This window comes from Halosimplex yunnanense (assembly GCF_054504345.1).
The window spans coordinates 20,851-45,835 of sequence record NZ_JBTJEL010000030.1; the positions used below are offsets into that span (position 1 = coordinate 20,851).

The window sequence follows — 24,985 nt, forward strand, 5'->3', positions numbered from 1 at the left end:
TCGATTGCGCCCGGTAGGGCAAAACACTACCGTCGGTACAGCGCGTCCGGGCCGGCGCGGACGGGTCCGACGGCCCGAACATCCTTAACAGAGACTTCCGTATGCGGGGCCGTGGACGGTGAGACAGCACAGCGGATCGCAGTCGCAGCTACCGGTACGCTCGCGGTGGCACTCTCCGCAGCGACGCTCTCGTCGTCAGTGTCGCCCAGCGGGAACGGTAGATCGAGCGGCGGTGGGGGCAGTGAGGGGAGCGGCCCCCCCGGACTGGGCGACGCTATCGGCGAGCTCGGATCCGGCGGCGCCGTGTTCGTCGGGGTCCCCTACTTCCGCGAGATCGTACTGGCGATGCTCGCCGTGACGCTCGCGGTCGTGACCTGGTACGCGATCCGCAACTGGCGGGACACGCTCCGGTTCGTCGCGGCGCTGGCCGTCCTGCTCGTCGGGTCGATCGTCTTCCTGACGCTACTGCCCCCGGGGCTGTTCGCCGGATCGCAGTCCGTGGTCGAGGTCCTCGCCCCACCGACTTCGGGCGGGGGCGGCGGCGACACCGGCTCGACGACGCCGCTCCCGCCGCTGCTCCTCGTCCTGCTGCTCGCGGGGTTCGGACTGCTCGCCGGCGCGTTCGTCGCGACCAGCCTCCGGTCGGAGTCGGCCGACCCCGACCCGGAGGAACCCGGCGAGGACCCGACCGACGCCGAGGTCATCGCGCAGGCGGCCGGCCGGGCGGCCGACCGCATCGAGTCCGCCGATTCCGCGGAAGCCGTGGACAACGAGATCTACCGCGCGTGGCGCGAGATGACCGACCGGGTCGAGGTGACCGACCCCGAGACGACGACGCCCGGCGAGTTCGCCGACGTGGCCGTCGACGCCGGATTGGCCCCCGAGGACGTCCGGGAACTGACGACGCTGTTCGAGGCTGTCCGCTACGGCGACCGGGCGCCGACCGACGCGGACGAACGCCGGAGCGCGGCGCTGCTCCGCCGGATCGAGGGCGACCACGCGACGTCGGGAGGTGCCGAGTAGATGGGCGACCTGCGACGGCGCATGCTCCTCGTCGCCGGCGAAGGGGTGCTCGCACTCGGACTCGCCCTGTCGGTCGCGCCGGGGCTCGGCGGCTTCGGCGCGGTCGACGCCCTCGTCGCGGCGTTCGGTGTCGTCGCGCTCGTCCAGGCGGTCCGGATCGCCCGGACGCGCTGGCGCGGCGACCTCGAGTGGGTGGTGACGCCGGATCCGGAACTGGCCGGCGGATCGCCGGCACCTGGAGACGATGTGGACGAGGTGCTTCGGTCGGTCGCCGGGAGCGCGGCCTCGGGTGTCCGGACGCGAACCCGAGACGGCCTCGAAGCCGTCGCCGTCGCTGCGCTGGCGGCCTACGGCGGCTGCGACCGGGAGGAGGCCCGCAGGCGGATCGAGGCGGGAACGTGGACCGACGATCCGTACGCCGCGGCGTATCTCGGTGACGGGACTGCTCCCGCGGCCTCGCTCCGCGACCGACTCCGGCGGCGACTTCGCGGCCGCTCGGTGTTCGACCGCGGCTTCGAACACGCGGTCGACGCCATCGCCGCGGTGGCGAGATTGCCGTCGTCACCGTCCTCGTCACCGTCTCCCGACGCGGACGACGCCGACCGTAGCGACGGGAGCGACCGACCGCGAACCGTCTCGGATACGATTCCGACCGGACGGCGAGTCGGTAGTCGGGCAGACGGGGGGAGGAGAGACGACGGGAGTCGAGTTGAAGGCGAGGACCCGGACGCAACGACCGAACGTGAGACCGGTCACTGGCTCGGCGTAAGCGCCGTCGCGCTCGTCTGTCTCGGCGCGGGCGCGCTGACGAGCACGCCAGCAGTGCTGCTCTGCGGCGTCGTCGGGCTCGGATACGGCGCGTTTGCACGTTCCGGACCGGGACCGGACCCGTCGCTGTCGATCGAGCGCGAGGTGTCCGATGCGCAGCCCGACCCCGGCGACGAGGTCCGCGTGACGGTCACGGTCCGAAACGAAGGCGAGGAGACGCTGCCGGACGTCCGTCTGATCGACGGCGTCCCCGAACCGCTGGCCGTCGACGACGGCTCGCCGCGCGCGGGAACGTCGCTCCGGCCCGGCGAAGCGGCGACCCTCTCGTACGCGGTGACGGCCCGCCGCGGCGCTCACGAGTTCGGTCCGCTGCTCGCGCTCACGCGGGACCTCGCCGGGACGGTCGAGCGGGAGACGAGGATCCGCGACGAGACGCAGATTACGTGCGTGCCGCGCCTGCGCCCCACCGAGGCCGAGGTCCCGCTCCGCCGGCAGGTGACGGGCTACACCGGGCGCGTCGCGGCCCCGACGGGCGGCGACGGCGTGACCTTCCACGCGACCCGCGAGTACCGCACCGGCGACCCGCTGAGCCGGGTCGACTGGAACCGACGGGCGCGGACGGGCGAGTTCGCCACGCTGGAGTTCCGCGAGAAGCGGGCGGCGACGGTCGTCATCGTGGTCGACGGGACGGCGACGTCGGCCGTCGCCCCCTCCATCGACGGCCCGAACGCGATCGACCGGAGCGTCGAAGCGGCTGGGAGTCTGTTCGCCAGCCTCGCCGACGCGGGCAACCGGGTCGGCGTCGCCGCGCTGGGCGACCGCGACTGCTGGCTCGCGCCCGGGGCCGGCGCCGACCACCGGGCCCGCGCCCGGGATCTGTTCGCCCGCCATCCCGTGCTCCAGCCGCGGCCCCGCGGCGACGGAGTGCTGCTGGCGCTCTGGGAGCGCCAGTTCCGCCGGCGGTTGCCGGGTGACGCGCAGATCATCGTCGTCTCGCCGCTCGTCGACGACGCCGTCCCGCGGGTCGCCCGCCACCTGCAGGCGTACGGCTACCCGGTCACCGTCGTCGGCCCGGACCCGACCGCCGACCGGCTACCCAAGCACCGGCTGGCCGGCGTGGTCAGGAAGCTGCGCGTCACCGACCTGCGGCGTTCAGGCATCCCCGTCGTGAATTGGGGCTGGGAGGAGCCCCTCGCCGTCGCGCTCTCGCGGGGCCAACGGGGGCGGTCGCCGTGACGGAAGTCGACCGCTCGCCGGCCGCTCTCAGCGGGAGCGCCGCGGTCGCGATCGGGCTGATCGCTCTCGCACCGGGGGTCTACGATCAGACCGCCCTACTGGCCGGGCTCCTCGGATTCCTCGCGCTCGCTGTCGGCGTGACCCGCGGCGCCAACGGAGCCGTGACCGCCGGCGCGACGGCTCTGCTACTCGCGTCGGTCCTCGCGGGCGTCGGCGGCGCACCGGTGGAAGTGTTGCTGATCGGCGTCACCGCGACCGTCGTCGCGTGGGATTCAGGGGGGACGGCGATCACCATCGGCGACCAGCTCGGCAGCGCCGCCGACACGGCTCGACTGGAAGCCGTTCGTCTGGGCGCGAGCGCGCTCGTCGGAACCCTCACCGCCGCCGGCGGATACGCCGTCTATCGGACGGCAAGCGGCGGGATGCCGTTCCTCGCGCTCCTGTGTCTGCTCGTCGCGGCCGCACTGTTGGCCTCGGCGCTCCGATGATGCTGTCCTCCGTTCCCGGCTATCGGAGCGCGGTCGGGACCTTCGGTGTCAGTCCGTGCTCGTTTCGTTCCCGACGCTGAACTCCCGATCCGCCCGCGCCGGCCGCTCGACGCGGCGAACGTACGACCGCCCGTCGAGCACCGCTAAATGCGCGTCCGCGAGGAGCGCGACGAGGGCCGCGTGCCACCTCATACTGCGATTTGGAACGGAGCCAGTAAAAGGCGCGTCCCGGAATCGAGACGCCGACCGAGTGGTCCGCGCCTCGCTCACGAGCGGGATTCGATGCGGTCGAGGGCCTGCCTCGCCGTCGCGCGCACCTGTTCGTCCGGGTCGTCGGTCGCGTCACGTAGGGCCGCGAGCGCGTCCGTTCGTCCAGCGTGTCCGAGCGCGAGCGCTGCGCTCGCACGGACGTCGGGGTGCTCGTCGTCGAGCGCTGCGACGAGCGGATCGGTCGCCGGGTCAAGCGCGTCGGGGCGGTGTTCGGCGACGTAGGCGAGCAGCGTCGCGCTCGCGATGCGTGCACCGTGCGGGTCCACGGTGAGGAGCGCGGCGAGCGCATCGGTATCCGACTGGACCGCGTCGGCGACTCGTCGCCCGTGCGGATCCGCGATCATGCCGAGCGCCCAGGCGGCGCTCGCGGCGACGACCGGATCTTCGTCGGCGAGGAGGGAAGCGAGATCGTCGATAGCCGACGCGACCGTCTCGGGCTCGGACTCGGCGACCTGTCCGAGCGTCTTCGCCAGCGTCGCCCGGGTGGCCCCGAGCGTTTCGCGTCGGAGCAAGTCCGAGAGTGAGGCATCGACAGCCGCGAGGGCGTCCGGTCGCGACGCCAGCAGTCGCTCCACGACCGCAACGGCCTGAGCCCGGTGCCGATCGAGTTGCGTCGCGGACTGCTGCTGGTATTCCCGAACTGCAGGCGGGGGTGCGGCACCCGTCGCCGGGATTTCAGATGGACGGGCGTCTTGGTCGGCGAGCCCGCGCAGTGTATCGAGCAGCGGATCGAGCAACGGGGCCGCGGCGTCGGGATCCACCTCGGCGACGTCGGACGCGATATCGAGGCCCGCGTGCAGGAGGTCGGGGCTCTCGGGGTCGAACAGCGCCGGCAGGAATTGCACCGCCACGACGGCGTCTCGGGGATCCTGATGCGCGATTGCCCGGAGCGCCGTCCCCGCGTGCTTCCGGACGACGTGGTCGCTGTCTTCCAGGGCGCGAGCCAGTTCCGGTGCTGCGTCCGATTCCGGGTGTGTCTCGAAACACACGCTGAGCGCGAGGGCCGCAGCCCGCCGGATAGCGACGTCGCCGGCAGTGAGTCGATCGGCGACGGTGGCCGCAGCGGCGTGTCGGCGCTCGGCGTCGAGAGAACGGAGCGCTTCGCCGACAGCGTCCGCCTCCTGCGGGTACGCGTCGAGCGATCGGGCGATCGCCTCTGGGTCGACATCGGCACGCTTACGGATCACGTCCGGTTGCTCGGCCATGTGAATCCTTCTCCGCGGGCGAACGTAAATCGTTACGGGGTGGCCACGTGTTCTCGCGGGAATCGCCTCGCGCCGACCCATTTATCAACCGACTGCCGTGATGCTGTGGGCAGTCTCGGCGCCACTGCGTCCCGTTCCGAGCCGATGCTCCTCCGAATCGATTGTACATTATCTTCTGGGCAAAATTTATCAGGGGTAGACGAGTTGTGTGATGCATGCCAACAGATGGCAACCCTGGAAGTGGACCGTATTCGCGACGAGAGGCGCTAAAGGGACTCTCAGCGGTTTCGGGTATCGCTATCTTGGCAGGATGCTCCCAGAACGGCGACGACGGCAGTGGCGGCGGAGCGAACGACGTCTCCGACGGCGGGACGAGCGGATCAGACGGTGGATCTGACGGCGGAGCCGGGGACGGGTCAGACGGCGGATCGACCGCGCAGATGGTAGACACGCCGTTGCGGTGGGCGGCGGCTCGGAGCGGGGACCCGCTCACCGAGCACGAAACGAACCCGTTCAGTCCGAAGAACTACGACGAGACGATTCGCCTCATCTACGCCCGCCTCGGCGGTCAGTCGCTCACGACCGGCCAGTGGATGAACTTGGACGAGGTCAAACACTCGGAGGAGCAACCCTCCGAGATCGACGAGGAGAACAACGAACAGCGGATCACGATCAAAGACGGCGTCCACTGGCACCGGGGGACCGAGATCGTCGACGAGGTCACCGCGGAGGACTTCAAGGTCTCCGAGGAACTCGCCCGCCGGATGACGCCGCAGGCCAACCGGGCCGAAAACCCGCTGGTCGTCGGCTGGGAGGTCGAGGGCGACAACGACAAGACGCTCGTCCGGAAGCTGAATCCCGACGGCTGGAACGCCAACCTGGCGACCGGTCTCTGGCGCATCCAGATCGACCAGTACCGGGACGGCTGGTACGCCGGGAAGCTCCAAGCGATCAAAGACGCCACCACGGTAGAGGAACGCAACTCCATCAGAACAGAGGTCCAAGAGTATTCGGAGACGCTCGCGGACGACCCGCTGCTCTCGGGGCCGTGGATGCTGGAGAACGTCAACCAGAACAAGGCGGAGTTCACGCGCAACCCGGACCACTGGTCGGCCGGAGCGGCGAACTTCGACAACTTCGAACTCGTCCGACTCGGCGGCGGCGGCAACTCCGGGTATCAGGGACTGGCGAGCGACAAGATCGACATCGAACAGGGCGGGCTCCCGTCGGCGATCTCGAACGCCCCCCAGAACGTCACGGAGGTCTCCTCCGCGCCGGGTGCGAGCTTCGGCTGGACCTTCGTCATCAACTACGGAGGGGACAAGGTCGACCCGTGGCTCAAAGCCGACCACGACAACGGCGTCGTCCCGGCCCGGGCCGGGAAGATCCGGCAGGCGATCGCCCACGTCATGTCGGAACAGGACATCATCCAGAACCAGCTCGGCTCCCGCGCGGCCAGCGCGATCAGTCCCTGGGAGAAACAGACGCTCATCGGAACGCCGGCGGCCGCCGAGCGCTTCCCCGACGTCGTCGATAAACTGGAGGTCACTGCCGGGCAGAACACCGACGTCGCCGCCGAGCGGCTCGAATCGGCCGGACTCACGAAGGAGGGCGGCATGTGGGTGAAGCCCAACGGCGAGCCGATCTCGTTCACCATCCAGTCGTACGCGGGCAACCGCGCGATGTTCGAGACGATCAAAGAGGACCTCAACTCGTTCGGGTTCGACGTCGAGCACTCGACGCCGGAGTCGTCTGTCGTGTTCAGCGAGCTGAGCGAGGGCTCGTTCGGCGCGGCTCAGGTCTGGACCAGCGCCGACGGCCCGTACGAGGGCGAGGTCGAGGCGCGGTTTAGTCCGGGCGCGTGGTACGACAGCAGGCGCGTCATCGACTACGAGATCCCCGCGGAGATCGGCGACTACGAGGGTGAGACGTCGGAGACGTTCAACGCCGGCGAAGCGTGGAAGCAACTCGCGACGCAGTCGGTCGAGGCGAACAACGAGGTCCTGCCGAAGATCATCTGGACCTTCGCGTACCACATGCCGAACATCATCCTGTTCCCCTACCCGAACCAGACCATAGTGAACACGCGCCACTTCGAGTGGCCCCAGCCCATGCCGGAGAAGGCGGACAACGGCGTCGCGACCGCGACGGACGAACACCACCCGGTGTGGGGCGCGACCGAGAACTGGCGCCAGCTTCGCCGCGGCATCCCGTCGATCACCGGCAAGACGCGGTGAATACGTCGGCTACTCTGTTCTGGACGGATTTTCCGTGTTTGGTCTCCGCTTCAGTCGGCTGTAGGGCGTTCGGCAGGCCCACGTGAGAGACAGCGGAGTCGGTGCTGACTTCGATGGCTCGCAACGCCGTGTTACGCGGTGTAATCGTCGTGCTCGGGCTGGATCCGGTAGCGGTACACCGCGTAGATGACGAGAAAGTTGACCGCGAGGAACGCCGCGGAGAAGTACATGATGTAGCGGGTTGCGGGGCTGATGTCCACGTCGGTGAACACGATGGCGCCCGCGGAAAACGCCAGCAGCGCCGTCAGCATGACGTTGACCGGGACCGCTCTCCGGGCTAGCTCCTCGAGTTCCATACGCGGAGTTGATGACAGGACCCTGTATAGTTTCCCCCGCCAGTCCCCCCGACAGTCAGCGATGGGGCCCATGGGTACGCTCGAACAACCGGAGCGGTTGACCAGCAGGAGCGGTAGAACAGCGGAACCCGGCGCCTCTCAGGCGAGCTTTGAGAGGACCAGGACCGGGACGAAGATGAACAGGGCCGAGACGACGGTGAAGAGGACGACGTACGAGACTAGCATTCCGCCGACGGTCGAAAATCCGACGAGCTCCGCGGCGACGGCGGAGGCGAGCGTCAGAGCGATGAACAGCAGGTAGTAGAGCTTGAACCGGTGGTCGTTGAACAACCGCTCGACCGACCGATCGGTCTGGTAGTACTCTTTGTATGTCATTAGTTACCGTTGCTCGTGCACGCCTCTTAAAATTTCCTCCGGACCGAACAGACCGGCCGCTAGGCGCAATCCAGAACGGCGTCCATCGCTGCTTCGGGGTCGCCTGTCGGTCGGAACTCGCAGCCGACGTAGCCGTCGTAGCCGGCGTCGTCGAGGGTCGAGAAGATATTCTCGTAGTTGAGTTCCCCCGTTCCGGGCTCGTGGCGGCCGGGTACGTCGGCGATGTGGACGTGTCCGATCCGGTCGACGTTCTCGGTGATCGTCTGGATGACGTTCCCCTCGGTGATCTGCTGGTGGTACACGTCGTAGAGCAGCTGGACGTTCGGCGAACCGACGTCGTCGACGATGTCGAACCCCTCCGCGGACGTGGTCAGGTAGTAGCCGGGGTGGTCGACCGCAGTGTTGAGCGGTTCCAGCGCGAGCGTCACGCCCGCGTCCTCGGCGTCGGGGGCTACCTCCGACAGCACGTCGACGATGTTCTCGTACTGGGCGGCGCGGTCGAGCCGGTCCAGATCGGAACCGGTCGTCGCGATGAGGGTCGAACAGTCGAGTTCGCTGGCCGTCTCGATCGACTCGCGGATCGTCGCGATCGCGTCCTCGGCCTCCTCGGGGTCGGTGAGGGTTCCGCCCGCGCCGAACGCGGCGATGGGGATCTCGGCCGCTTCGGCGGCCGATTCGATAGCGTCGAGGTCCTTGTCGTGCCACCCCCAGAACTCTGCTGCGTCCGCGCCGGCCCGGGCCGCTCGGGAGACGCGCTCGTGGAACGGCTCGTCGTCGAAGACCATCTCGACGCAGACAGAGACGTCCGGCATCTATCCGTCCCTCGGTTCGGGGGTTAGCTCCCCCGACTCGACCATCTCGACCAGCGGGTTGTCGTCGATGTCGAGCGGGAGGTCGACGCGACCGCGCTTGCGGGAGGACTCCCACGTGGCGAAGATGATCTCCGTCGCGTTGAGCGCGTTCTCCGCGCGGAGTTCGGGCTCGTCGTCCTCTCGGAGACAGCGGACGTTCTCCGCGATCGCCCGGTCGACGAACGTCCAGCTGTGGAGGCCGTCCTCGGTCTCGACGGCTTCCCACTCGGCGTCGCTGTGGCGGCGGATCCGCAACGGGGGCGCGTCTTCCTCGGCGGGCCCGACCTCGATGACGCCGTCGGAGCCGACGAGACGGTTGTGACAGGCGACGGCCGCGGCCGGACCGCCCGCGCCGGTGCTATCCGTGCCCGCGAGGCCGTGGACGCCGTTCTCGTACTCCCACATGACCATCGCCTGGTTCTCGTTGTGCGAGCCGAAGAGGACGTTCTCCTCGCGGTAGTCGATCTGGCCCATCACCCACTCGGCGGGCGTCTCGTCGTTGAAGTAGTTACAGAGGTCGAACGAGTGGCTCCCGTAGTCGAAGATGCCGACGCCCGCCGAGAACTCGACGCGCTGTAGATCACCGATCTCGCCGTCGTCGAGCAGTTCCTTTGCCGTCCGGACGGCGTCGGAAAAGCGCCGCTGGTGGTTGAAGGTGAGCTGGACGTCGTGGCGCTCGGCCTCCTGGGCCATCAGCTTCGCCCCGCCGTACGTGTCGGCCATCGGCTTCTCGCAGTGGATCGCTTCGACGGCCCCGCTGCGGATGCAGTCGACGCAGATGGGCGCGTGGATCGCCGGCGGGACGCAGACCGAGACGACGTCCGGCTCGATCTCTTCGAGCATCGCCTCGTAGTCCTCGTAGATGCCGCCTTCGTCGATGTCGTACTCCGCCGCGAACGCCTCGGCGTTCTCGCGGACGATGTCCGCGCACGCGATCAGGTTCACTTCGTCCAGCTTCTCGTACCCGTTCGCGTGGTGATACGCCATCGCGTATCCGTCACCGCCCGGGTCGTCGGGTTCCGCTCCGGTACCGATCACCGCTACGTCGAAAGGCATGTCAGTCCATACAGACATCAATTCCTTAATAGTGCGTATCACGGAACGTCTCTCCGCCGGAACGGCCCCGGCAGCCACGACGTGAATCGCGAACTTCCACCGATCGTCCGGCCGGTCCCGGGATTCACCGACCCGGCCTGCTCTGGCTGTGTCATATATCCACAATCGTGTGGTGGGATAACACTTACGGGATCGGGAAGCGCAGATAGCTCATATGTCCACGGAGACTCTGGGTAGAGCGGGAGCCACCCGGGACCACATCCTCTCGGTCGAGGACGTCACGGTCGAATTCGAGATGGAGCGGGGCGTCTCCACCGTCCTCGACGGCGCAACGATAGACATCGAACGTGAGGAGATCCTCGGGGTCGTCGGCGAGTCGGGCTCGGGCAAGTCCATGTTCGCGGACTCGTTGCTCGACGCCGTCGTCGACCCCGGACAGGTCTCCGGGAGCGTCGAGTACTACCCGCCCGACGGCGGCGACCCCGTCGAGGTCCTCGAGCTGTCCGACGACGAACTCATGGAGTTCCGGTGGGAGAAGATGTCGATGGTCTTCCAGGGCGCGATGAGTTCGTGGAACCCGACGATGAAACTCCGCGCCCACTTCGAGGAGACCGTCGAGGCCCACGACACGCCGATCGACGTGGGGATGCGGCGAGCCTACCGCCTGCTCGAAGACCTGTATCTCGATCCCGACCGCGTCCTCGACTCGTATCCCCACGAACTCTCCGGCGGGATGAAACAGCGCGCGCTCATCGCCCTCTCGCTCGTCCTCGAACCCGACGTCCTCGTGATGGACGAACCGACCGCCTCGCTGGATCTGCTGATGCAGCAGTCCATCATCAACCTGCTCCGCGACCTGCAGGAGGAGTACGGGCTGACGATGGTGTTCATCAGCCACAACCTCCCGCTGGTCTCGAACCTCTCGGACCGGATCGCCGTGCTGTACGCCTTCCAGCTGGCCGAGGTGGGACCGACCCGGGAGATCATCGAGAACGCCTCGCACCCGTACACGAGACTGTTGCTCGAATCGACGCCGAACCTCGACGCGCCGCTGGACGAGATGGACACCATCTCGGGGTCGAGCCCCGACCCGATCAACGTCCCGGCGGGCTGTCGGTTCCACACGCGCTGTCCCCTCGCGACGAACCGGTGTCGGGACGACGAACCCGAGATGCGACCCGTCGACGGGACCCACGACGTCGCCTGCTACCACTGGGAAGACGCCGCGCGGGAGATCCCCATCGACTTCGACTACCGCGACAGGGAGTACACTGCCGAGGAGACGGTCACGCCGGACGGGACCGACCCGATGGTCGAACTCGACGACGTGACTATCGAGTTCGAAGTGAACGAGGGCGTCCACAGCCTCCTCGGCGGGACGAGCACGCTCCGGGCCGTGGAAGGCGTCGACCTCGACGTCTACGAGAACGACGTCGTCGCGGTCGTCGGCGAGTCCGGCTGCGGCAAGACGACGCTCGGCAAGACGCTCATCGGCATCCACCGCCCCGCCGAGGGCTCGGTGTCGTATCGGGGACAGGACGTCTGGGAGGCCCGGGACGGGAACGGGGACGCGAGGATCCCGTTCGAGGAGATCCGGCTGGCGCTCCAGATGATCCATCAGGACCCGGGCAGTTCGCTCAACCCCAACAAGCGCGTCAAGCGGACGCTGTCGAAGCCCCTGCACAAGACCCACCCCCACATGTCTCGTCAGGAGCGAAACAACCAGATCCTGACGATGCTCGAACACGTGGGGATGACGCCGCCCGAGGACTACGCCGACCGGTATCCCCACCAGCTGAGCGGCGGCGAGAAACAGCGCGTCGCGCTCATCCGGGCGCTGTTCATGAACCCCGACCTGATACTCGCCGACGAGGCCGTCTCCGCGCTGGACGTGAGCCTCCGCGTCGAGATGATGGATCTCTTCCTCGAGCTCCAGAACGTCTTCGACACGTCGTTCGTGTTCATCAGTCACGACCTCTCGAACGCCCGGTACCTCGCCGAGAAGGCCGACGGCCGGATCGCCGTGATGTACCTCGGGCAGATCGTCGAGGTCGGGCCGGCGGAGCAGATCATCCAGAACCCCCAGCACCCGTACACGAAAGCGTTGATCTGGGCGACCCCGGACTTCGACGCCGGCGACGAGTCGGCGGAGATCCCCGTCCGAAGCATCGATATCCCGGACCCGGCGGACCCGCCCGCTGGCTGTCGGTTCCACACGCGCTGTCCCGAGGCCCGCGAGATCTGCCGCGAACGGAGTCCCGACGCGTACGCCGGGATGGACGGCGTCAGCGACGTGTCCTGCTTCCGCGTCGATCCCGACCACGAGTACTGGGACAGCGATCCGATACTCGACGAGGCCGAGGACCGCGGCACCGGCACGGACGCCGGAGCGGAATCGCTCTCGTAGCCGCGGAATCACGGCCGTTCCGTCACAGACATCGTAAAAACAGTTCCGGCAGTCGCGACCCGCTCCCGTCGTCGGTCACCTGTTCATCGCGTCGCTCCCATCGGTGTCGATCGAACTCGCGTACCGCGCCCGGACCTTCGGGTTGAACAGGCGGTCCATCCCCTGTGAGAACAGCGTGATCCCGAACCCGAGCAGTCCGATCGCGACGATCGGGATCAGCAACCAGTGGGCCGCGTTCCAGGTCAACAGGCCACCCTCGTTGTAGGCCATGTTGATCATCACCCCCCAGTTCAGCGTCGTGAACGGGAGTACGCCGAGGAAGTACAGCCCGACCGAGGCGTGGATCACGCGGATCGAGTTCCCCATGAAGTTGATCATCACGTACGGCATGATGTTGGGGAGGACGTCGTCCCAGATGATCGGCGGCGAGGAAAAGCCCATGAGCCGCGACGCTTCGACGTAGGACTCGTTGCGGAGCGAGAGCACCTGCGAATGGAGCTGCCGGGCGAGCCCCGCCCACGCGTCGACGCTGAGGAGGAACCCGACCAGGAGCGGATCTCGGGGCTGTAGCGCGACGGCCAGGACGATGAGCAGCGGGAGCCCCGGGATCGCCATCTGGATGTCCGCGGCCGTGATGAGGACCCGCTCGGTCCGGCCGCCCTTGTACCCGGCGACGGTGCCGACCGCGGTGCCGATGAGCGTGGTAACGACCCCGCCCGCGAACGCCATCTTCAGCATCGCCGGCGTCGCGTGGACGGTCATCTCGAGGAGGCTGTTCCCCATGAGGTCGGTCCCGAGCGGGAAGTAAAACTCCGGCCACGGAACGGTCGCTCCGCCGATCGCCGTCTGGCCGGCCGAGATCCAGGGGGTTTCCCCGGACGGAACGATTCCGCCGGGGAACATGCCGATGAGGGGCTCGCCTTCGTTCTGGGTGGGCGGGTCGGTGAGAACGACGCCGACGGTCCCCATCAGGACGTAGAAGAGGACGATCAACGCACCGAGTCGCGTGCGCGTGTCTTCCCACATGATCCGGGCCGGTGCGATCAGCCACAGGTCGATCTGGGTCCGCCACCGGTCGAGTCGCGAGACGTTGGTTGCGCCGTCGTACTCCTCTTCGAGCGAACGGACCGGACTCGCGGTCTGGTCAGACATGTTGTGAACCTCCGTGGCGTCGGTCGGTCGCCTCAGTACGCTTCACTGGCATCACCCTGTTTGATCCGCGGATCGAGGAACGAATAGGTCAGGTCCGCCACGTACATCGCGATGACGACGGTGACGGTGATGAGGATGAACGCGCCCATCATCAGCGGGTAGTCCCGGGACTGGATCCCCTGGAAGAGGTAGTACCCGACGCCCGGGTACGCGAAGATAGACTCCAGGTACACCGACCCAGCGAACACGAACGCGATCTGGATCAGCATCTGCGTGTACATCGGGAGGATCGCGTTGCGACCGACGTACAGCAGCGCGATGCGGTCGGAGTTGATCCCGCGGAGTCTCGCGGCCCGGAGGTAGTCTTCACCGAGCACCTGGATCGAGTTCGCCCGCATCGCGAGCGCTCCCTGGCCGAACGAGACCCAGACTAGCGAGACGATGGGGAGCGCCGCGTGCCACAGTATCCCCTGGATGAACGGGATGTTGAGCCCCGGTGTGGCGCTCGCGTTGACCCGCCCCGAGATCGGGAACCAGCCGTACTGGTACCCGAACACGTAGATCAGGACGATAGCGATGATGTAGAACGGGATCGAGTGGCCCCAGATCAGCGCCGTCGTGCCGCCGAGGTCGAGTTTCGACCCCTCCACGTACGCCAGCAAGGCGCCGATGACAACTCTGGTGGTGAACGACACCGTGACGGCGATCGAGCCCAGGAAGACCGTCCACGGGACCGCCGGGAACAGCACCTGCGCGACCGGTTCGCCGTACCAGATCGACTGTCCCAGGTCTCCCTGCAGGAGGTTCGCCATGTACTCGGCGTACTGTAGGTAGATCGGCTTCGACGGATCTATACCGATGTAATCCTGGGCGAGTTGCGAGAACTGTGCCATGTCGACCGACCCGGATCCGCCGCCGCTGGACCCGGGACCCAGATTCCCGAGCGCCATCTGGGCCTTGATGAAATCCAGCGGCCCACCGGGCATGTAGCGCGTCAACACGAAGGTGAATGTTAACGTCGCCCACACGGTGAAAACCGCCTGGCCCGTCCTTTTTACATAATAATTCATCGGCTATCTATGGGCAAAAAGTGAGTTCACCTTCAAACTTTTGGTGGTTCACAATCTAGTGAGGCGATACTCCCCGTATTTCGTCGGATAACTCGCGTCTCTCTCGTAGTTGGTCGGCCGCGTGAGAACAGCTCCTGATCGCTTTCCCCAGCAGATAATAAATACTCTATAAACAAAATGGATAAATAATACGATAGTAATCAATATTTGAAAGACAGGACAGGTCGTAGCGATCGACACGGTCAACAGAGCGAATCTGAGCAGGTTCCGGGTTCAGACGTGCTGTTCTCGATATCGCCTCTGCCAGTTCCACAAGCAGATCCACGGGATGGGGCAGGTCGCCAGTAAACACCGTTTCCGTGCAGTAACGGCGGGTGCCCGAACGGTTCCATTTGCGATTCGTAATGTTGTCCCACGGCTCGTGATCCGAGTCCTGCAGTCTGTCGATCGGGCGTTGCTCAGAGCTGCGATCTAGTGATGGTCTCCCGATATATCGACTATTGTCTCAGATTAAAATTTACTATTAGAACGTGATAGCATTGCTGAATCAGTTAGAATTCACCCGCCGACCCCGCATCCCCAATCGGATCTCGACGCGATCCGACGGCCGAAACGGCAAGTTGGATCTGCCCCCTGTCTCCCCTCTGGTCGCTGAATCTGGCTGCGATCGGACTGGTGGTCACAGGTGGAGTTCTGTCAGGCGGCGGGACCGTCTCAATAGTACCCACGAGCGGTACGTACCCGTCAGAACGCTACTAGCAACCCTGATAATCGGCGTCCCGGAACGTCCGATGAATCGGAGGTCCGGTCGCCCGACCGGCCGGACCTCCGACAGCGCACACGGCCATCCAGACCACTATGTCAGGTTCCCAGCACGGATCAGCGAGTCCAGCCGACCGCACCGTCCACGAAGACTACGTTCTCGGCGTTCGCGTCGTCGAGGTCGTTTCCGAGGAGGGCGCCGAGCCGCGCTACCGGTTCGAGGCGCCCGAACACGTCGAGGTGACCTTCGAGGACCCCGAGACGGCGACGCTCTACGCCGCCGTCTACTTCGACACGAACGGGTTCCAGGAGGAGGGCACCGGCGAGCGCGGTGTCCCGCCGGAAGTCGTCCAGGCGGGCCGAGACACGCTCGCGTCGTACTTCCTCACGATGCCCGGGACGGATACGAACTGGGTCGCCTCCTTCTACGGCAAGCGACCGAACGAGATCGAACGCTACGTGGAAGCCGTCCGCCGCCGCGCCGCGGAGATCCGGACGCAGGTCGCCGAGCGCGACCTCGAACGGGCCGCCGACGCCGCCTGAGACGCCGCCCGTTCGCGGACGCCCCTATCACCCCTTCTTTCGCTCCCTTACGCAGTCCCTCGATCCCAGTGGCGAGCCACGCCGCTGTCCTGTTTCCCGGTCACTGCTCAGCCGCCGCCTCGATCGCGTCCGTCCCTGGTTGCGGTGAGTGGAGTATGTAGCACACAATAGGGATCGTTCTTCATACAATCGAGATATATCACTATTAGAAGGGTTCACGTTTCGAAGGCGGGACGACCCGGACGTATGGTCGATCTCAACCGGCGAACGCTCCTGGCGTCGTCCGCTGCGGCGGCGCTCGGTGCGAGCGTGTCAGGTGTCGCGAGCGGGGCGACGGACGACGAACAGACGGAGGGCGCACCGACGGTACGGGGGGAACTCAAGCGGTTCTCCTCGACCGCGTTCGGTGCGGAAGTGACCGGTCCGTACGTCTTCGACGACGGATCGCTGCTCTACAGTCTCCAGCACCCGAGCCGCGACAACGTCGGCGAGTTCAGCCGCGCCGGCATCGGCTACTTCAGCGGCTTCCAGTTCGAGTTCGACGGCTCGAACGACGACTTCGACGAACTGCCCGTGCCCGAGACGGAGGCCGAGCGCCAGCGGGTCCGCAGTGCCGAGGGGGAGTACACGTTCCTCGCCCAGGAGCAAGACCCCATCAACGGTGGGACCGAGCGGCTCGGGGTCGCCCAGACGCCCGACGGCTGGGACCTCACCCAGGACAACTTCGCGGGGACCCAGTACGGCGACGCCGGGTTCAACCCCGACTGCAATCAGTTCGTCCCGACGAACGGCGCCTACACCGAGGGCTACCTCTTCACCAACTGGGAGAACAGCCCGGGGAACATCTCGCGCATCCCGATCCAGCAGGACAGCGACGGCGAATGGCACGCGGATCTCGACGAGGCGATCAACCTCGCCAACACCGACGCCTTCCGCGACATCGGCGGGACACGGATCAACTGCTACGGCGACCTGAGCCCGTGGGGCACGATGCTCTCCTCGGAGGAGAACTACGCCCACACGCGCGTGTCGCTGACGTCGACCGTCGGCGACATCGTCGACGCCGGTAGCGGCGAGGGTCATATCGGCGGCTGCCAGTTCTGGAACCGGCCGAACCCGAGTTCGATCCAGTCGGCTATCGACGAGTACTACGGCGACAACGCCTGGTCCGTGCAGGGGTACTGGGCGCTGACGGGCGTCGAGTTCCTCGCGTATTACCTCGGTGCCGATCGCGTCGACCAGTCGGCGCCGCCCCACGCCGCGGGGAGCGACCGGCAGAACACGACAGAGCCGATCAGCGACGTCTACCCCAACCCCTACCGCTACGGCTACCACGTCGACGTCCGCGAACCGGCTGCGGAGACGCCGAAGCCGGTGAAGTACTACGTGATGGGGCGGTCCGCCTGGGAGTCGCCCGACGTCCAGAAGAACAAGAAGACGGTCTACCAGTGCTCCGACGGCGACAGCAAGGGGATCTACAAGTTCGAGGCCGACCGGCCGATCCACAGCTACGAGACCCCGATGGACGTCGAGGGGACGCTCTACGCCCCGAAGGTCACCAACGCGGACGAGGCCACGTCGGGCTCGCCCGCCGAGGTCGACCTCGAGATCGAGTGGTGGCCGCTCGGCAGCGCGACGAACCGCGAGGTCGAGTCGTGGATCGCCGAGTACGACGACGTGACGCAGGCGGACTACCTCGCCGCCCACTCCTCGTGGAGGGAAGGCGACGAGGTCACCGCCGAAATCCTCGAAGAGGCTGACCGCGAGGTCGTCGAGAACGGCAACCAGAACTACATCGCGAACGAGGACATCGTCGAGTGGGCCGACCAGTGGAGCGCCAGCGATCCGGACGGCGTCGACGAGGACCTGCGGAAGGTGCCGTTCCTCGAAACCCGCGCGGCGGCCAAGGAGATCGGCGCGTCCATCGAGTTCAACAAGGCCGAAGGCGTCGACAGCGTCGACAAGGCGACGCCCGGCGACTACGTCTACTTCGCCATCTCCGAGCTGAACGACGCGCTCGCCGACGACGTCGGCGACGTCGGGCTCGACCGCGTCGACGGCGGGGTCGTCTACCGCGGCACGCTCGAATCGGACTACAACGTCTCGACGCTCGAGCCGGTCATCGTCGGCCCCGACGCCAGCGACCCGGCCGACGTGGCCGACGACGCACTGATCAACGTCGACAACCTGCTGGTCATGGACGACGGCCGCGTGCTGTGCTGTGAGGACGCCGACCAGTTCGGCCGCTCGTACAGCAACGACTGCCTCTACGTCTTCCGCGACGAGGACACGGCCCGCTGGCAGGGGTAGTCGGTACCGGGAGTGCTGACTGACCCCCTCGTTTCGTCGTTGTACTGGTTGCCCGCTTCAGAATCTCTTTGTGGCCGCTCTGAGAGAACGTATCCGTGACAGAGATCGCGTTTATCGGCGCGGGCAGCATCGTTTTCGCGAAGAACCTGATGACGGACGTCCTCTCGTTCGAGGAGCTTCAGGACGCCACGATCACGCTGATGGACATCGACGAGGGGCGACTCGACCGGACGGCCGCCGTCGGCGAGGCGCTCGTCGACGAACACGACCTCCCCGCCGAGATCCGCGCGACGACTGACCGCCGAGAGGCGCTCGACGGCGCTGACTACGTGCTGAACATGGTCAACGTCGGCGGCGAGGAACCCTTCGAGAACGAGGTCCGGATCCCGCAGGAACACGGCGTCGAGCAGGCCGTCGGCGACACGCTCGGCCCGGGCGGCGTCTTCCGGGCGCTCCGGACGATGCCGATGATGCTCGAGATGGCCCGCGAGATGGAGGAGCTGTGCCCCGACGCCGTCCTGCTGAACTACACGAACCCGATGGCGATCCTGTGCTGGGCCGTCGACGAGGCGACCGACATCGAGGTGGTGGGTCTCTGCCACAGCGTCCAGCACACGACCGCGGCTATCGGCCGCTATCTGGACGTGCCGGCCGAGGAGATCCAACACCAGGTCGCCGGGATCAACCACATGGCGTGGTACCTCGATCTCACGCACGACGGCGAGGATCTGTACCCCGCGCTCCGCGAGGCGGCCGACGACCCCGAGATCCGGGAACGGGACCCCGTCCGCTTCGACGTCATGGACCATTTCGGCGCGTTCATCACCGAGTCGAGCCACCACCTCAGCGAGTACCTCCCGTATTTCCGGACCGACCAGGGGATCATCGACGACTACACGCCCGACGAGGAGTTCGGCCACTACACGATCGAGTGGATGCCCACCGGGCGGTACTTCGAGCACTGGCAGTCCTACCAGCCCGATCTGGAGGCCGAGTTCGACCCCGCCGAGGAGGACCTCTCGCTGGACCGCTCGTCGGAGTACGGCTCGCACATCATCCACTCGCGGGAGACGGACACGGTCCGCCGGATGAACCTCAACGTCCGCAACGACACCGGCGCGATCGCGAACCTGCCCGACGACGCCTGCGTCGAGGTGCCGTGTCTGGTCGACGGGACCGGCATCCACCCGACGACGGTCGGCGACTTGCCCGGCCAGCTGGCGGCGCTGAACCGGACGAACATCAACGTTCAGGAGCAGGCCGTCCGCGCCGGCCTCGACAACGACGAGGACGCGCTCCGACGCGCGATCAAACTCGACCCACTGACCGCCGCGGCGCTGGATCTGGACGCCATCGACGAGATGGTCGACGACCTGCTGGAGGCCAACGCGGAATACCTGCCCGAACTGAACTGAGCGGCCCGCCCACACGGTTCCTCGGCCCGCTATTGATCCGATTCCGACTTCCCGAGTCCGGGATGGGAACCACGCTCGCGCAGCAGTCGCATCCGCGCTCGGAGGTCGGCGGGCGCGTCCGGGACGGCCGACTCGTCGACGGTCTCGCCCGGTGGTCGGGGGTAACGGCGGAGATCCTTGTCGATGGCCGTCCCGGCTTTCGCGCCGTCGCCCGCTGCGACGACGGTCTGGTTCTGCCCGTGCGTGAGGTCGCCCACCGCGTAGACGCCGTCGACGCTGGTTTCGAACTCCTCGTCGACTTCGACCGCGCCGTCGTCGGCTAGCACACAGCCGAGCGATTCCGCGAGCCCGGTGTTGTACTCCTTGCCGTACACTGCGAACCCGCCGCGGTACGACCGCTCGCTCCCGTCGGCGAATTCGAGCCCGCCGAGCCGTGGTTCGGCGCCGTCGTCATCCTCGTCCGCGAACGGGCGGGTGACCTCGGCGCCGACGCGCTCGACGGGGTGGGCCTGGAGCTGGCGATCGACGTCGTCGTCCCATTCGGGATCGCGGCCGTCGAGCAGGAGGTCGACGTCGGCGGTGAAGTTGAGCAGGACCATCGCGACGTGGGCAGCGCGATCGGTGTGCCCGAGGACGTACGCGCTCGCGTCGCCGAGCACGTACCCGTCGCAGTGCAGGCAGTAGTGCAGTCCTCGCCCGGTGAACTCACGGAGGCCGGGCACAGACGGCTCCCGGTCCGTGAATCCGGTCGCGAGGACGACCCGATCGGCCCCGACGGTCGCGTGGTCGGCCTCGACGACGAAGCGGCTGTCGGCGCCAGTCCCATCGTCGTCGAGTTCTCCGTCCCACCGGCAGATTTCCTCGACCGGGTCGACGTAGTAGTCGGCGCCGTACGCCTCGACTTGCGCGACGGCGTGGCTCGAAAGGGCCTGGCCGGAGACGTCCTCGGAGACACCGTAGACGTTGTGGACGTGGCTCACGGCGGCGTGGCGGCCACCCTCCTTCTCGAAGAGGGCCGTCGAATGGCCGAGTCGGGTCGTGTACAGCGCCGCTGTGGTTCCAGCCGGTCCCCCGCCCACGACGACGACGTCGTACGTCAGTCGGTCGCCCATCGGACCGGCTTGGGCCGGTCGCGTTGTCAGTGCACGGCCGTCACTCGCCGGCGAGCCCTAACTACTCACAGGTGTTTCGTATCGCGTCCGGTCACTGATCCGCGTCTGCAGGTATGATTATAATTTTACTGACTATATCAACGAACTATACGAGTATAGTAAATATATAACCCCAGAGATTGGGTGCCCTCGTCAGCGTCGGTTTGTTGGGTCTTCCCAGCGCTCGGATCGGTGGAAAAACGGCGCGAAAAGTCCAGATACCGCCGATATCGTCCCTTGCGACCAGATGGTCTTGTACCGGCGGCGATGCCGGCCTGGGCACGATAGCCTTGCGATCAGCATACTTTCAGACGACTGTCTGGAGAACTAGACGCATGTGACAGTGAACTCGGGAGACACGGTCACAAGAGGACCGAAACCGTCAAATTTCGGCCCTATCGTCGCACGGTTGCCGTGGATCGTCTGTTCCGAGGTAGTGCTGGAAATACCGTCCCGTCCGAATCAGCGATCCGTACAGCGAAGCGGTCACTGCCTGCCATGTCGGAATTGCGTCCGGAATGAGGTTGGAGAGCGACTGATTGGTCCCGATCGCTGATCAGCATGGGGAGCCGGATGGTCGCGTGAAGGAAGAAAATTCAACCACATAATTGAAATTACTACTATTGGAAGTTGGTAAAAAGACGAGGACCCTATTGCGCCGAGGTGTGTCTTGAAACTGTTCTTGGAAGCCTCACCGAGCGTTTCGCTTGTTCGGCCAGAGACGTCCGTCGATACTGTTTGACAGGGTACTTAGCGAACACCCGTGATTGTAATTACGGACCTATACCTGTAATCGGTTGTTTGCGATAGGTAAACGAAACGTGGATGCGGCAGTCATAGGACACCGTGACACGAAACGGACGACAGGTGGCACCGTGTATGCCCGGCTATTCTTCGGGTGTGAGTCGGGTTGTCGGTCCGTGTTTCGTCCATCACTTGTACCCGATCGCACGGAGGCCGAGTTCCCCCAGTAGCGCGTAGATGACGGCGCTAATGCCGAGTACCCCGAGGATTCCGGCGAGTGGGCCCGAGGTCGCAACTGCTCCGAGAAGCAAGGCGACGCCCAGGGCGACGACGAAGTTGAGAAACGAACTGCGCACCGCGACGAGCGGCTTGAACAACGGATGTGTCTCCTCGGAACTGGAGTCGACGGGCTCCCCGTCGTCTTGCAACGCGGACATGGTTTCGAGTCCGCAATCCAGACTTATAATGATGGGGGCCCGTCGTCGGTCTCGAGAGTCGGGCCGGACCGACCGTAGGGCAGCCCGTCCCGACAGCGATAGAGCGCGTAACTCGTCCAGGCGATCATGAAGGCGATACCGGGCAGACTCATCAGTCCGACCGTCGCACCCGGGCTACCCGGCTCGTTGACGAACAGGAGGATGGCAATATCGAGTACCAGCGCGACCACGTTCGCCGCCAGCAGGAGCACGATGACCTGCTGGTTCGCACACGCCTGAACGAGGAGCTGCTCTCTGAACGTCTCCGCCATACGTTCGCAGTGTCACCGACCCCGCTTCAGTGTTCGGGTGCCTCCGGTGGGTAACTACGCGCCAGACGGACCTCCTCGCCCGTGGGAAACGCCACATCGGTGGAGTATCTGACCGACGATGTTTGCATTGAGCAAACGAACTCGGGCAATCGACGGGATCGTTTGCCATCTGCAAACGTCTGGTCCGTATTCCGGGCGAATCGGGCCGTTTCGAGGGTGAATACCGGCTCCCACCGTCGGCGTCGACACGCTTAAGAACGACTGCTGGTGTTGTAGCCGTATGCGTACTCAGTCGCTGAACGGTAGCTGGCAGTATCGCCAGCGCGACGGCGGAGCGTGGCGCGAGGGACGCGTCCCGGGGGGCGTCTACACCGACCTCCTGGACGCGGGCGCGATTCCAGACCCGTTCGTGGGGGACAACGAACTCGACGTGCAGTGGGTCGGACGGACCGACTGGGAGTACCGTCGCACTGTCGACGTCGACGACCGACTCCTCGAACACGACCGCGTCGTGCTGCGATGCGACGGCCTCGACACCGTGGCCACCGTGTTCGTCAACGGCCAGCGGGTCGGCGAGTCGGTTAACATGCACGTCGGCAACGAGTTCGACGTCACCGGCGCCCTCCACGCCGGCGAGAACGAGGTCGCCGTTCGGTTCCGCTCGCCCGTCGAATACGGCGAGGAGCGCGCGGCGGCGCACCCCTACGAGGTCCCCTGCATTCGGTACCCCGTCGACCAGCCGGGCCGACCGTTCATCCGCAAGGCGCAGTGTCACTACGGTTGGGATTGGGGCCCGTGTCTCCCGACGATGGGGATCTACCGCGACATCTCGTTGATCGGTTACTCCGACCCGCGGATCCGCCACGTGAAGACCGAACAGGACCACGCGGGCGAGGGGATCGACCTGACCGTCCGCGTCGGCATCGACGCACCGACCGGTGGTACATACGACCTGTCCGTCGACGTGGCCGGCCAGACGGTGGCCGAGTCCATCGCGCTCGACCAGGGCGAACAGGAGGTGGAGGTCACGCTCCCCCTCGACGAAGAGACGGTCGAGCGATGGTGGCCCAACGGCTACGGCGACCAGCCGCTGTACGACCTGACGACGGCCGTCGGCGACGATACCCATACTGACCGGATCGGCTTCCGGGAGATCGAACTGGTTGTCGAACCCGACGGAGCGGGTACGTCGTTCTACTTCGAGGTCAACGGTGAACCGGTCTACGCGAAAGGGGCTAACACCATCCCGACCGCGCCGCTGTACGGCGACGTCACCGACGAACGCTACGAGCACCTGATCCGGAGCGCCGCCGACGCGAACATGAACATGCTGCGGGTCTGGGGCGGTGGGTACTACGAAGAAGACGCCTTCTACGAGCTGTGTGACGAGTATGGAATCCTCGTCTGGCAGGATTTCATGTTCTCCTGCTCGCTCTATCCCGCGAACGAGGCGTTCCTCGACACGGTCGAAGCGGAAGTGCGCTATCAGGTCCGTCGTCTGGCGAACCACCCGTCGATCGCGCTCTGGTGTGCCAACAACGAGAACGAGGAAGCGCTGGAGAACTGGTACGGCGACCACGAGCGCCACGAGGACCACCGCGAGGACTACCGACAACTCTACGCGGAGACCGTCGGGCCGGCCTGCCGCGAGGAAGACCCCTCGCGCACTTACTGGCCCGGATCGCCATCCAGCGGCCCGGACGAACTCGACCCGTACGTCTTCGAGAAGGGCGACATCCACTACTGGGACGTCTGGCACAGCGGCCAGCCCTTCGAGGAGTACCTCACTACGGAACCGCGGTTCGTCTCCGAGTTCGGCTACCAGTCGTTCCCTTCGCTAGACTCGCTCCGGACCGTTCTCACCGAACCGGAGGAGTTCAACCCTACGTCGCCGACGATGGAACATCACCAGCGGAATCCAGGCGGCAACACGACCATCCTCCGGCGGATGGCCGACTACTTCCGGATCCCCTTCGACTTCGCCGATTTCGTCTATCTCTCGCAACTGCTGCAGGCCGAGGCGATGTCGACCGCCATCGAACACTGGCGCCGCCGCAAGCCGACGACGATGGGCGCGTTGTACTGGCAACTCAACGACCTCTGGCCGGTCGCCTCGTGGGCATCCGTCGAGTACGACGGCAAGTGGAAAGCCCAGCAGTACGCCGCGCGCCGGCAGTTCGCGCCGCTGCTCCTGTCGTTCCATCCCGCGTTCGAAGGCGGAGGCGGTATCGACAACGCCCAGGCTGAGGATCCAGACGACCCCGACTGGGACGACCTGACCGCGCAGACGCTCTGGGTCACCAGCGACGAGACGGCTCCCGTCTCGGGCGACGTGACCGTCGAAGTCCGGACGTTCGACGGGGATCTCGTTCGCGACGAGACCGTCGGAGTGGCCATCGACGCTCACGAGAGCACCGCGCTGACGACCGTGGAGCGAGCGGACCTCACCGACGACATCGACCCCTCGGACGTGATGGTTCGCGCGACGTTCGAGCCCGACGGCCCTTCGGCGGACACGCCGACGACGTACCCGGCGACGGCCTTCTTCACCGACTACAAGCGGCTATCGCTGCCCGAGACGGATCTATCGGTCGAGATCGACGGCGCGGACGTGACCGTCGCCGCCGACGAAGCGGCGCTGTTCGTCGAACTCGACCCGGGGACGCTGCCGGGTGCGTTCTCGGACAACTACGTCCACCTCACGGCGGGTGAACGGCGGACGCTCACCTTCGACGCCTACGACGGCCGCCGCGACGCGCTCGTCGAGGCCCACCTCGAAGACGAACTCTCCGTCAGGCACCTGCGAGAAACGTACTGA

General features: G+C 66.3%; 20 protein-coding genes. 9 read left to right on the top strand and 11 right to left on the bottom strand.

The window, feature by feature from the left end:
- Nucleotides 1–111: 111 nt before the first annotated feature.
- Genes AB2U09_RS04550 through AB2U09_RS04560 form a run of 3 tightly spaced genes read left to right on the top strand, consistent with a single transcriptional unit; the run spans nt 112 to nt 3,515 of the window.
- Nucleotides 112–1,023: a DUF4129 domain-containing protein gene (locus tag AB2U09_RS04550; RefSeq protein ID WP_459191506.1), complete on the top strand. Its 912-nt coding sequence runs from the start codon at nt 112–114 to the stop codon at nt 1,021–1,023.
- Complete coding sequence (locus AB2U09_RS04555) at nt 1,024–3,027, top strand: DUF58 domain-containing protein (RefSeq protein WP_459191507.1); 2,004 nt, start codon at nt 1,024–1,026, stop codon at nt 3,025–3,027.
- Nucleotides 3,024–3,515: a DUF7519 family protein gene (locus tag AB2U09_RS04560; RefSeq protein ID WP_459191508.1), complete on the top strand. Its 492-nt coding sequence runs from the start codon at nt 3,024–3,026 to the stop codon at nt 3,513–3,515. Before AB2U09_RS04555 ends, AB2U09_RS04560 begins: the two co-directional genes overlap by 4 nt.
- A 48-nt stretch (nt 3,516–3,563) precedes the next feature.
- On the opposite strand, the gene AB2U09_RS04565 is transcribed toward AB2U09_RS04560, so the two are convergent.
- Together AB2U09_RS04565 and AB2U09_RS04570 are read right to left on the bottom strand one after the other, a co-directional pair.
- Nucleotides 3,564–3,707, bottom strand: a complete 144-nt coding sequence (locus tag AB2U09_RS04565) for a hypothetical protein (protein ID WP_459191509.1) — start codon at nt 3,705–3,707, stop codon at nt 3,564–3,566.
- Between the two features lie 74 nt (nt 3,708–3,781).
- Nucleotides 3,782–4,990, bottom strand: a complete 1,209-nt coding sequence (locus tag AB2U09_RS04570) for a HEAT repeat domain-containing protein (protein ID WP_459191510.1) — start codon at nt 4,988–4,990, stop codon at nt 3,782–3,784.
- A 302-nt stretch (nt 4,991–5,292) separates the two neighbouring features.
- Here AB2U09_RS04570 and AB2U09_RS04575 point away from each other — a divergent pair, with 302 nt between their 5' ends.
- Nucleotides 5,293–7,227: an ABC transporter substrate-binding protein gene (locus tag AB2U09_RS04575; protein ID WP_459191511.1), complete on the top strand. Its 1,935-nt coding sequence runs from the start codon at nt 5,293–5,295 to the stop codon at nt 7,225–7,227.
- Nucleotides 7,228–7,358: 131 nt separating this feature from the next.
- On the opposite strand, the gene AB2U09_RS04580 is transcribed toward AB2U09_RS04575, so the two are convergent.
- The 4 genes from AB2U09_RS04580 to AB2U09_RS04595 all read right to left on the bottom strand — a co-directional run bounded on the left by AB2U09_RS04580 (nt 7,359) and on the right by AB2U09_RS04595 (nt 9,865).
- A complete protein-coding gene (locus AB2U09_RS04580) occupies nt 7,359–7,583 on the bottom strand; it encodes a hypothetical protein (protein ID WP_459191512.1) in 225 nt (74 codons plus the stop codon).
- A gap of 138 nt (nt 7,584–7,721) precedes the next feature.
- Nucleotides 7,722–7,958, bottom strand: coding sequence for a hypothetical protein (locus AB2U09_RS04585; protein ID WP_459191513.1), 237 nt, complete (start codon nt 7,956–7,958; stop codon nt 7,722–7,724).
- 59 nt (nt 7,959–8,017) lie between these two features.
- Nucleotides 8,018–8,770, bottom strand: a complete 753-nt coding sequence (locus AB2U09_RS04590) for a hydroxypyruvate isomerase family protein (protein WP_459191514.1) — start codon at nt 8,768–8,770, stop codon at nt 8,018–8,020.
- On the bottom strand, nt 8,771–9,865 hold the full coding sequence (locus tag AB2U09_RS04595) for a Gfo/Idh/MocA family protein (RefSeq protein WP_459191515.1): 1,095 nt from the start codon (nt 9,863–9,865) through the stop codon (nt 8,771–8,773). It lies immediately after the preceding gene.
- A gap of 214 nt (nt 9,866–10,079) precedes the next feature.
- Here AB2U09_RS04595 and AB2U09_RS04600 point away from each other — a divergent pair, with 214 nt between their 5' ends.
- Nucleotides 10,080–12,272, top strand: a complete 2,193-nt coding sequence (locus tag AB2U09_RS04600) for an ABC transporter ATP-binding protein (RefSeq protein WP_459191516.1) — start codon at nt 10,080–10,082, stop codon at nt 12,270–12,272.
- 75 nt (nt 12,273–12,347) lie between these two features.
- Here the strand turns inward: AB2U09_RS04600 and AB2U09_RS04605 are convergent, their stop codons facing one another.
- Both AB2U09_RS04605 and AB2U09_RS04610 read right to left on the bottom strand, forming a co-directional pair.
- Complete coding sequence (locus tag AB2U09_RS04605; protein ID WP_459191517.1) at nt 12,348–13,424, bottom strand: ABC transporter permease; 1,077 nt, start codon at nt 13,422–13,424, stop codon at nt 12,348–12,350.
- A gap of 32 nt (nt 13,425–13,456) precedes the next feature.
- Nucleotides 13,457–14,410 (bottom strand): ABC transporter permease, encoded by a 954-nt coding sequence (locus AB2U09_RS04610; RefSeq protein WP_459191518.1) that lies wholly within the window; start codon nt 14,408–14,410, stop codon nt 13,457–13,459.
- Between the two features lie 942 nt (nt 14,411–15,352).
- Here AB2U09_RS04610 and AB2U09_RS04615 point away from each other — a divergent pair.
- From AB2U09_RS04615 to melA, 3 genes are all read left to right on the top strand, one after another.
- On the top strand, nt 15,353–15,799 hold the full coding sequence (locus AB2U09_RS04615; RefSeq protein ID WP_459191519.1) for a hypothetical protein: 447 nt from the start codon (nt 15,353–15,355) through the stop codon (nt 15,797–15,799).
- Nucleotides 15,800–16,045: 246 nt separating this feature from the next.
- Nucleotides 16,046–18,109 (top strand): alkaline phosphatase PhoX, encoded by a 2,064-nt coding sequence (locus tag AB2U09_RS04620; RefSeq protein WP_459191520.1) that lies wholly within the window; start codon nt 16,046–16,048, stop codon nt 18,107–18,109.
- A 95-nt stretch (nt 18,110–18,204) separates the two neighbouring features.
- Nucleotides 18,205–19,524 carry an alpha-galactosidase gene (melA, locus tag AB2U09_RS04625; RefSeq protein WP_459191521.1) on the top strand — a complete coding sequence of 440 codons (1,320 nt, stop codon included), beginning with the start codon at nt 18,205–18,207 and terminating at the stop codon, nt 19,522–19,524.
- Between the two features lie 29 nt (nt 19,525–19,553).
- Here melA and AB2U09_RS04630 read toward each other — a convergent pair whose 3' ends face one another.
- The 3 genes from AB2U09_RS04630 to AB2U09_RS04640 all read right to left on the bottom strand — a co-directional run bounded on the left by AB2U09_RS04630 (nt 19,554) and on the right by AB2U09_RS04640 (nt 22,167).
- Complete coding sequence (locus AB2U09_RS04630) at nt 19,554–20,636, bottom strand: NAD(P)/FAD-dependent oxidoreductase (protein WP_459191522.1); 1,083 nt, start codon at nt 20,634–20,636, stop codon at nt 19,554–19,556.
- Nucleotides 20,637–21,607: 971 nt separating this feature from the next.
- Nucleotides 21,608–21,856, bottom strand: a complete 249-nt coding sequence (locus AB2U09_RS04635; protein ID WP_459191523.1) for a hypothetical protein — start codon at nt 21,854–21,856, stop codon at nt 21,608–21,610.
- Nucleotides 21,857–21,879: 23 nt separating this feature from the next.
- Nucleotides 21,880–22,167 (bottom strand): hypothetical protein, encoded by a 288-nt coding sequence (locus tag AB2U09_RS04640; RefSeq protein WP_459191524.1) that lies wholly within the window; start codon nt 22,165–22,167, stop codon nt 21,880–21,882.
- A gap of 280 nt (nt 22,168–22,447) precedes the next feature.
- Here AB2U09_RS04640 and AB2U09_RS04645 point away from each other — a divergent pair, with 280 nt between their 5' ends.
- Nucleotides 22,448–24,985: a beta-mannosidase gene (locus AB2U09_RS04645; RefSeq protein WP_459191525.1), complete on the top strand. Its 2,538-nt coding sequence runs from the start codon at nt 22,448–22,450 to the stop codon at nt 24,983–24,985.

Bases quoted from the DNA above. Each gene is read 5' to 3' on its own strand.
- AB2U09_RS04555 (WP_459191507.1), top strand. From the start codon at position 1,024: ATGGGCGACCTGCGACGGCGCATGCTCCTCGTCGCCGGCGAAGGGGTG.
- AB2U09_RS04565 (WP_459191509.1), bottom strand. From the start codon at position 3,707: ATGAGGTGGCACGCGGCCCTCGTCGCGCTCCTCGCGGACGCGCATTTA.
- AB2U09_RS04570 (WP_459191510.1), bottom strand. From the start codon at position 4,990: ATGGCCGAGCAACCGGACGTGATCCGTAAGCGTGCCGATGTCGACCCA.
- AB2U09_RS04580 (WP_459191512.1), bottom strand. From the start codon at position 7,583: ATGGAACTCGAGGAGCTAGCCCGGAGAGCGGTCCCGGTCAACGTCATG.
- AB2U09_RS04585 (WP_459191513.1), bottom strand. From the start codon at position 7,958: ATGACATACAAAGAGTACTACCAGACCGATCGGTCGGTCGAGCGGTTG.
- AB2U09_RS04590 (WP_459191514.1), bottom strand. From the start codon at position 8,770: ATGCCGGACGTCTCTGTCTGCGTCGAGATGGTCTTCGACGACGAGCCG.
- AB2U09_RS04595 (WP_459191515.1), bottom strand. From the start codon at position 9,865: ATGCCTTTCGACGTAGCGGTGATCGGTACCGGAGCGGAACCCGACGAC.
- AB2U09_RS04600 (WP_459191516.1), top strand. From the start codon at position 10,080: ATGTCCACGGAGACTCTGGGTAGAGCGGGAGCCACCCGGGACCACATC.
- AB2U09_RS04605 (WP_459191517.1), bottom strand. From the start codon at position 13,424: ATGTCTGACCAGACCGCGAGTCCGGTCCGTTCGCTCGAAGAGGAGTAC.
- AB2U09_RS04610 (WP_459191518.1), bottom strand. From the start codon at position 14,410: ATGCCCGGTGGGCCGCTGGATTTCATCAAGGCCCAGATGGCGCTCGGG.
- AB2U09_RS04615 (WP_459191519.1), top strand. From the start codon at position 15,353: ATGTCAGGTTCCCAGCACGGATCAGCGAGTCCAGCCGACCGCACCGTC.
- AB2U09_RS04620 (WP_459191520.1), top strand. From the start codon at position 16,046: ATGGTCGATCTCAACCGGCGAACGCTCCTGGCGTCGTCCGCTGCGGCG.
- AB2U09_RS04630 (WP_459191522.1), bottom strand. From the start codon at position 20,636: ATGGGCGACCGACTGACGTACGACGTCGTCGTCGTGGGCGGGGGACCG.
- AB2U09_RS04635 (WP_459191523.1), bottom strand. From the start codon at position 21,856: ATGTCCGCGTTGCAAGACGACGGGGAGCCCGTCGACTCCAGTTCCGAG.
- AB2U09_RS04640 (WP_459191524.1), bottom strand. From the start codon at position 22,167: ATGGCGGAGACGTTCAGAGAGCAGCTCCTCGTTCAGGCGTGTGCGAAC.
- AB2U09_RS04645 (WP_459191525.1), top strand. From the start codon at position 22,448: ATGCGTACTCAGTCGCTGAACGGTAGCTGGCAGTATCGCCAGCGCGAC.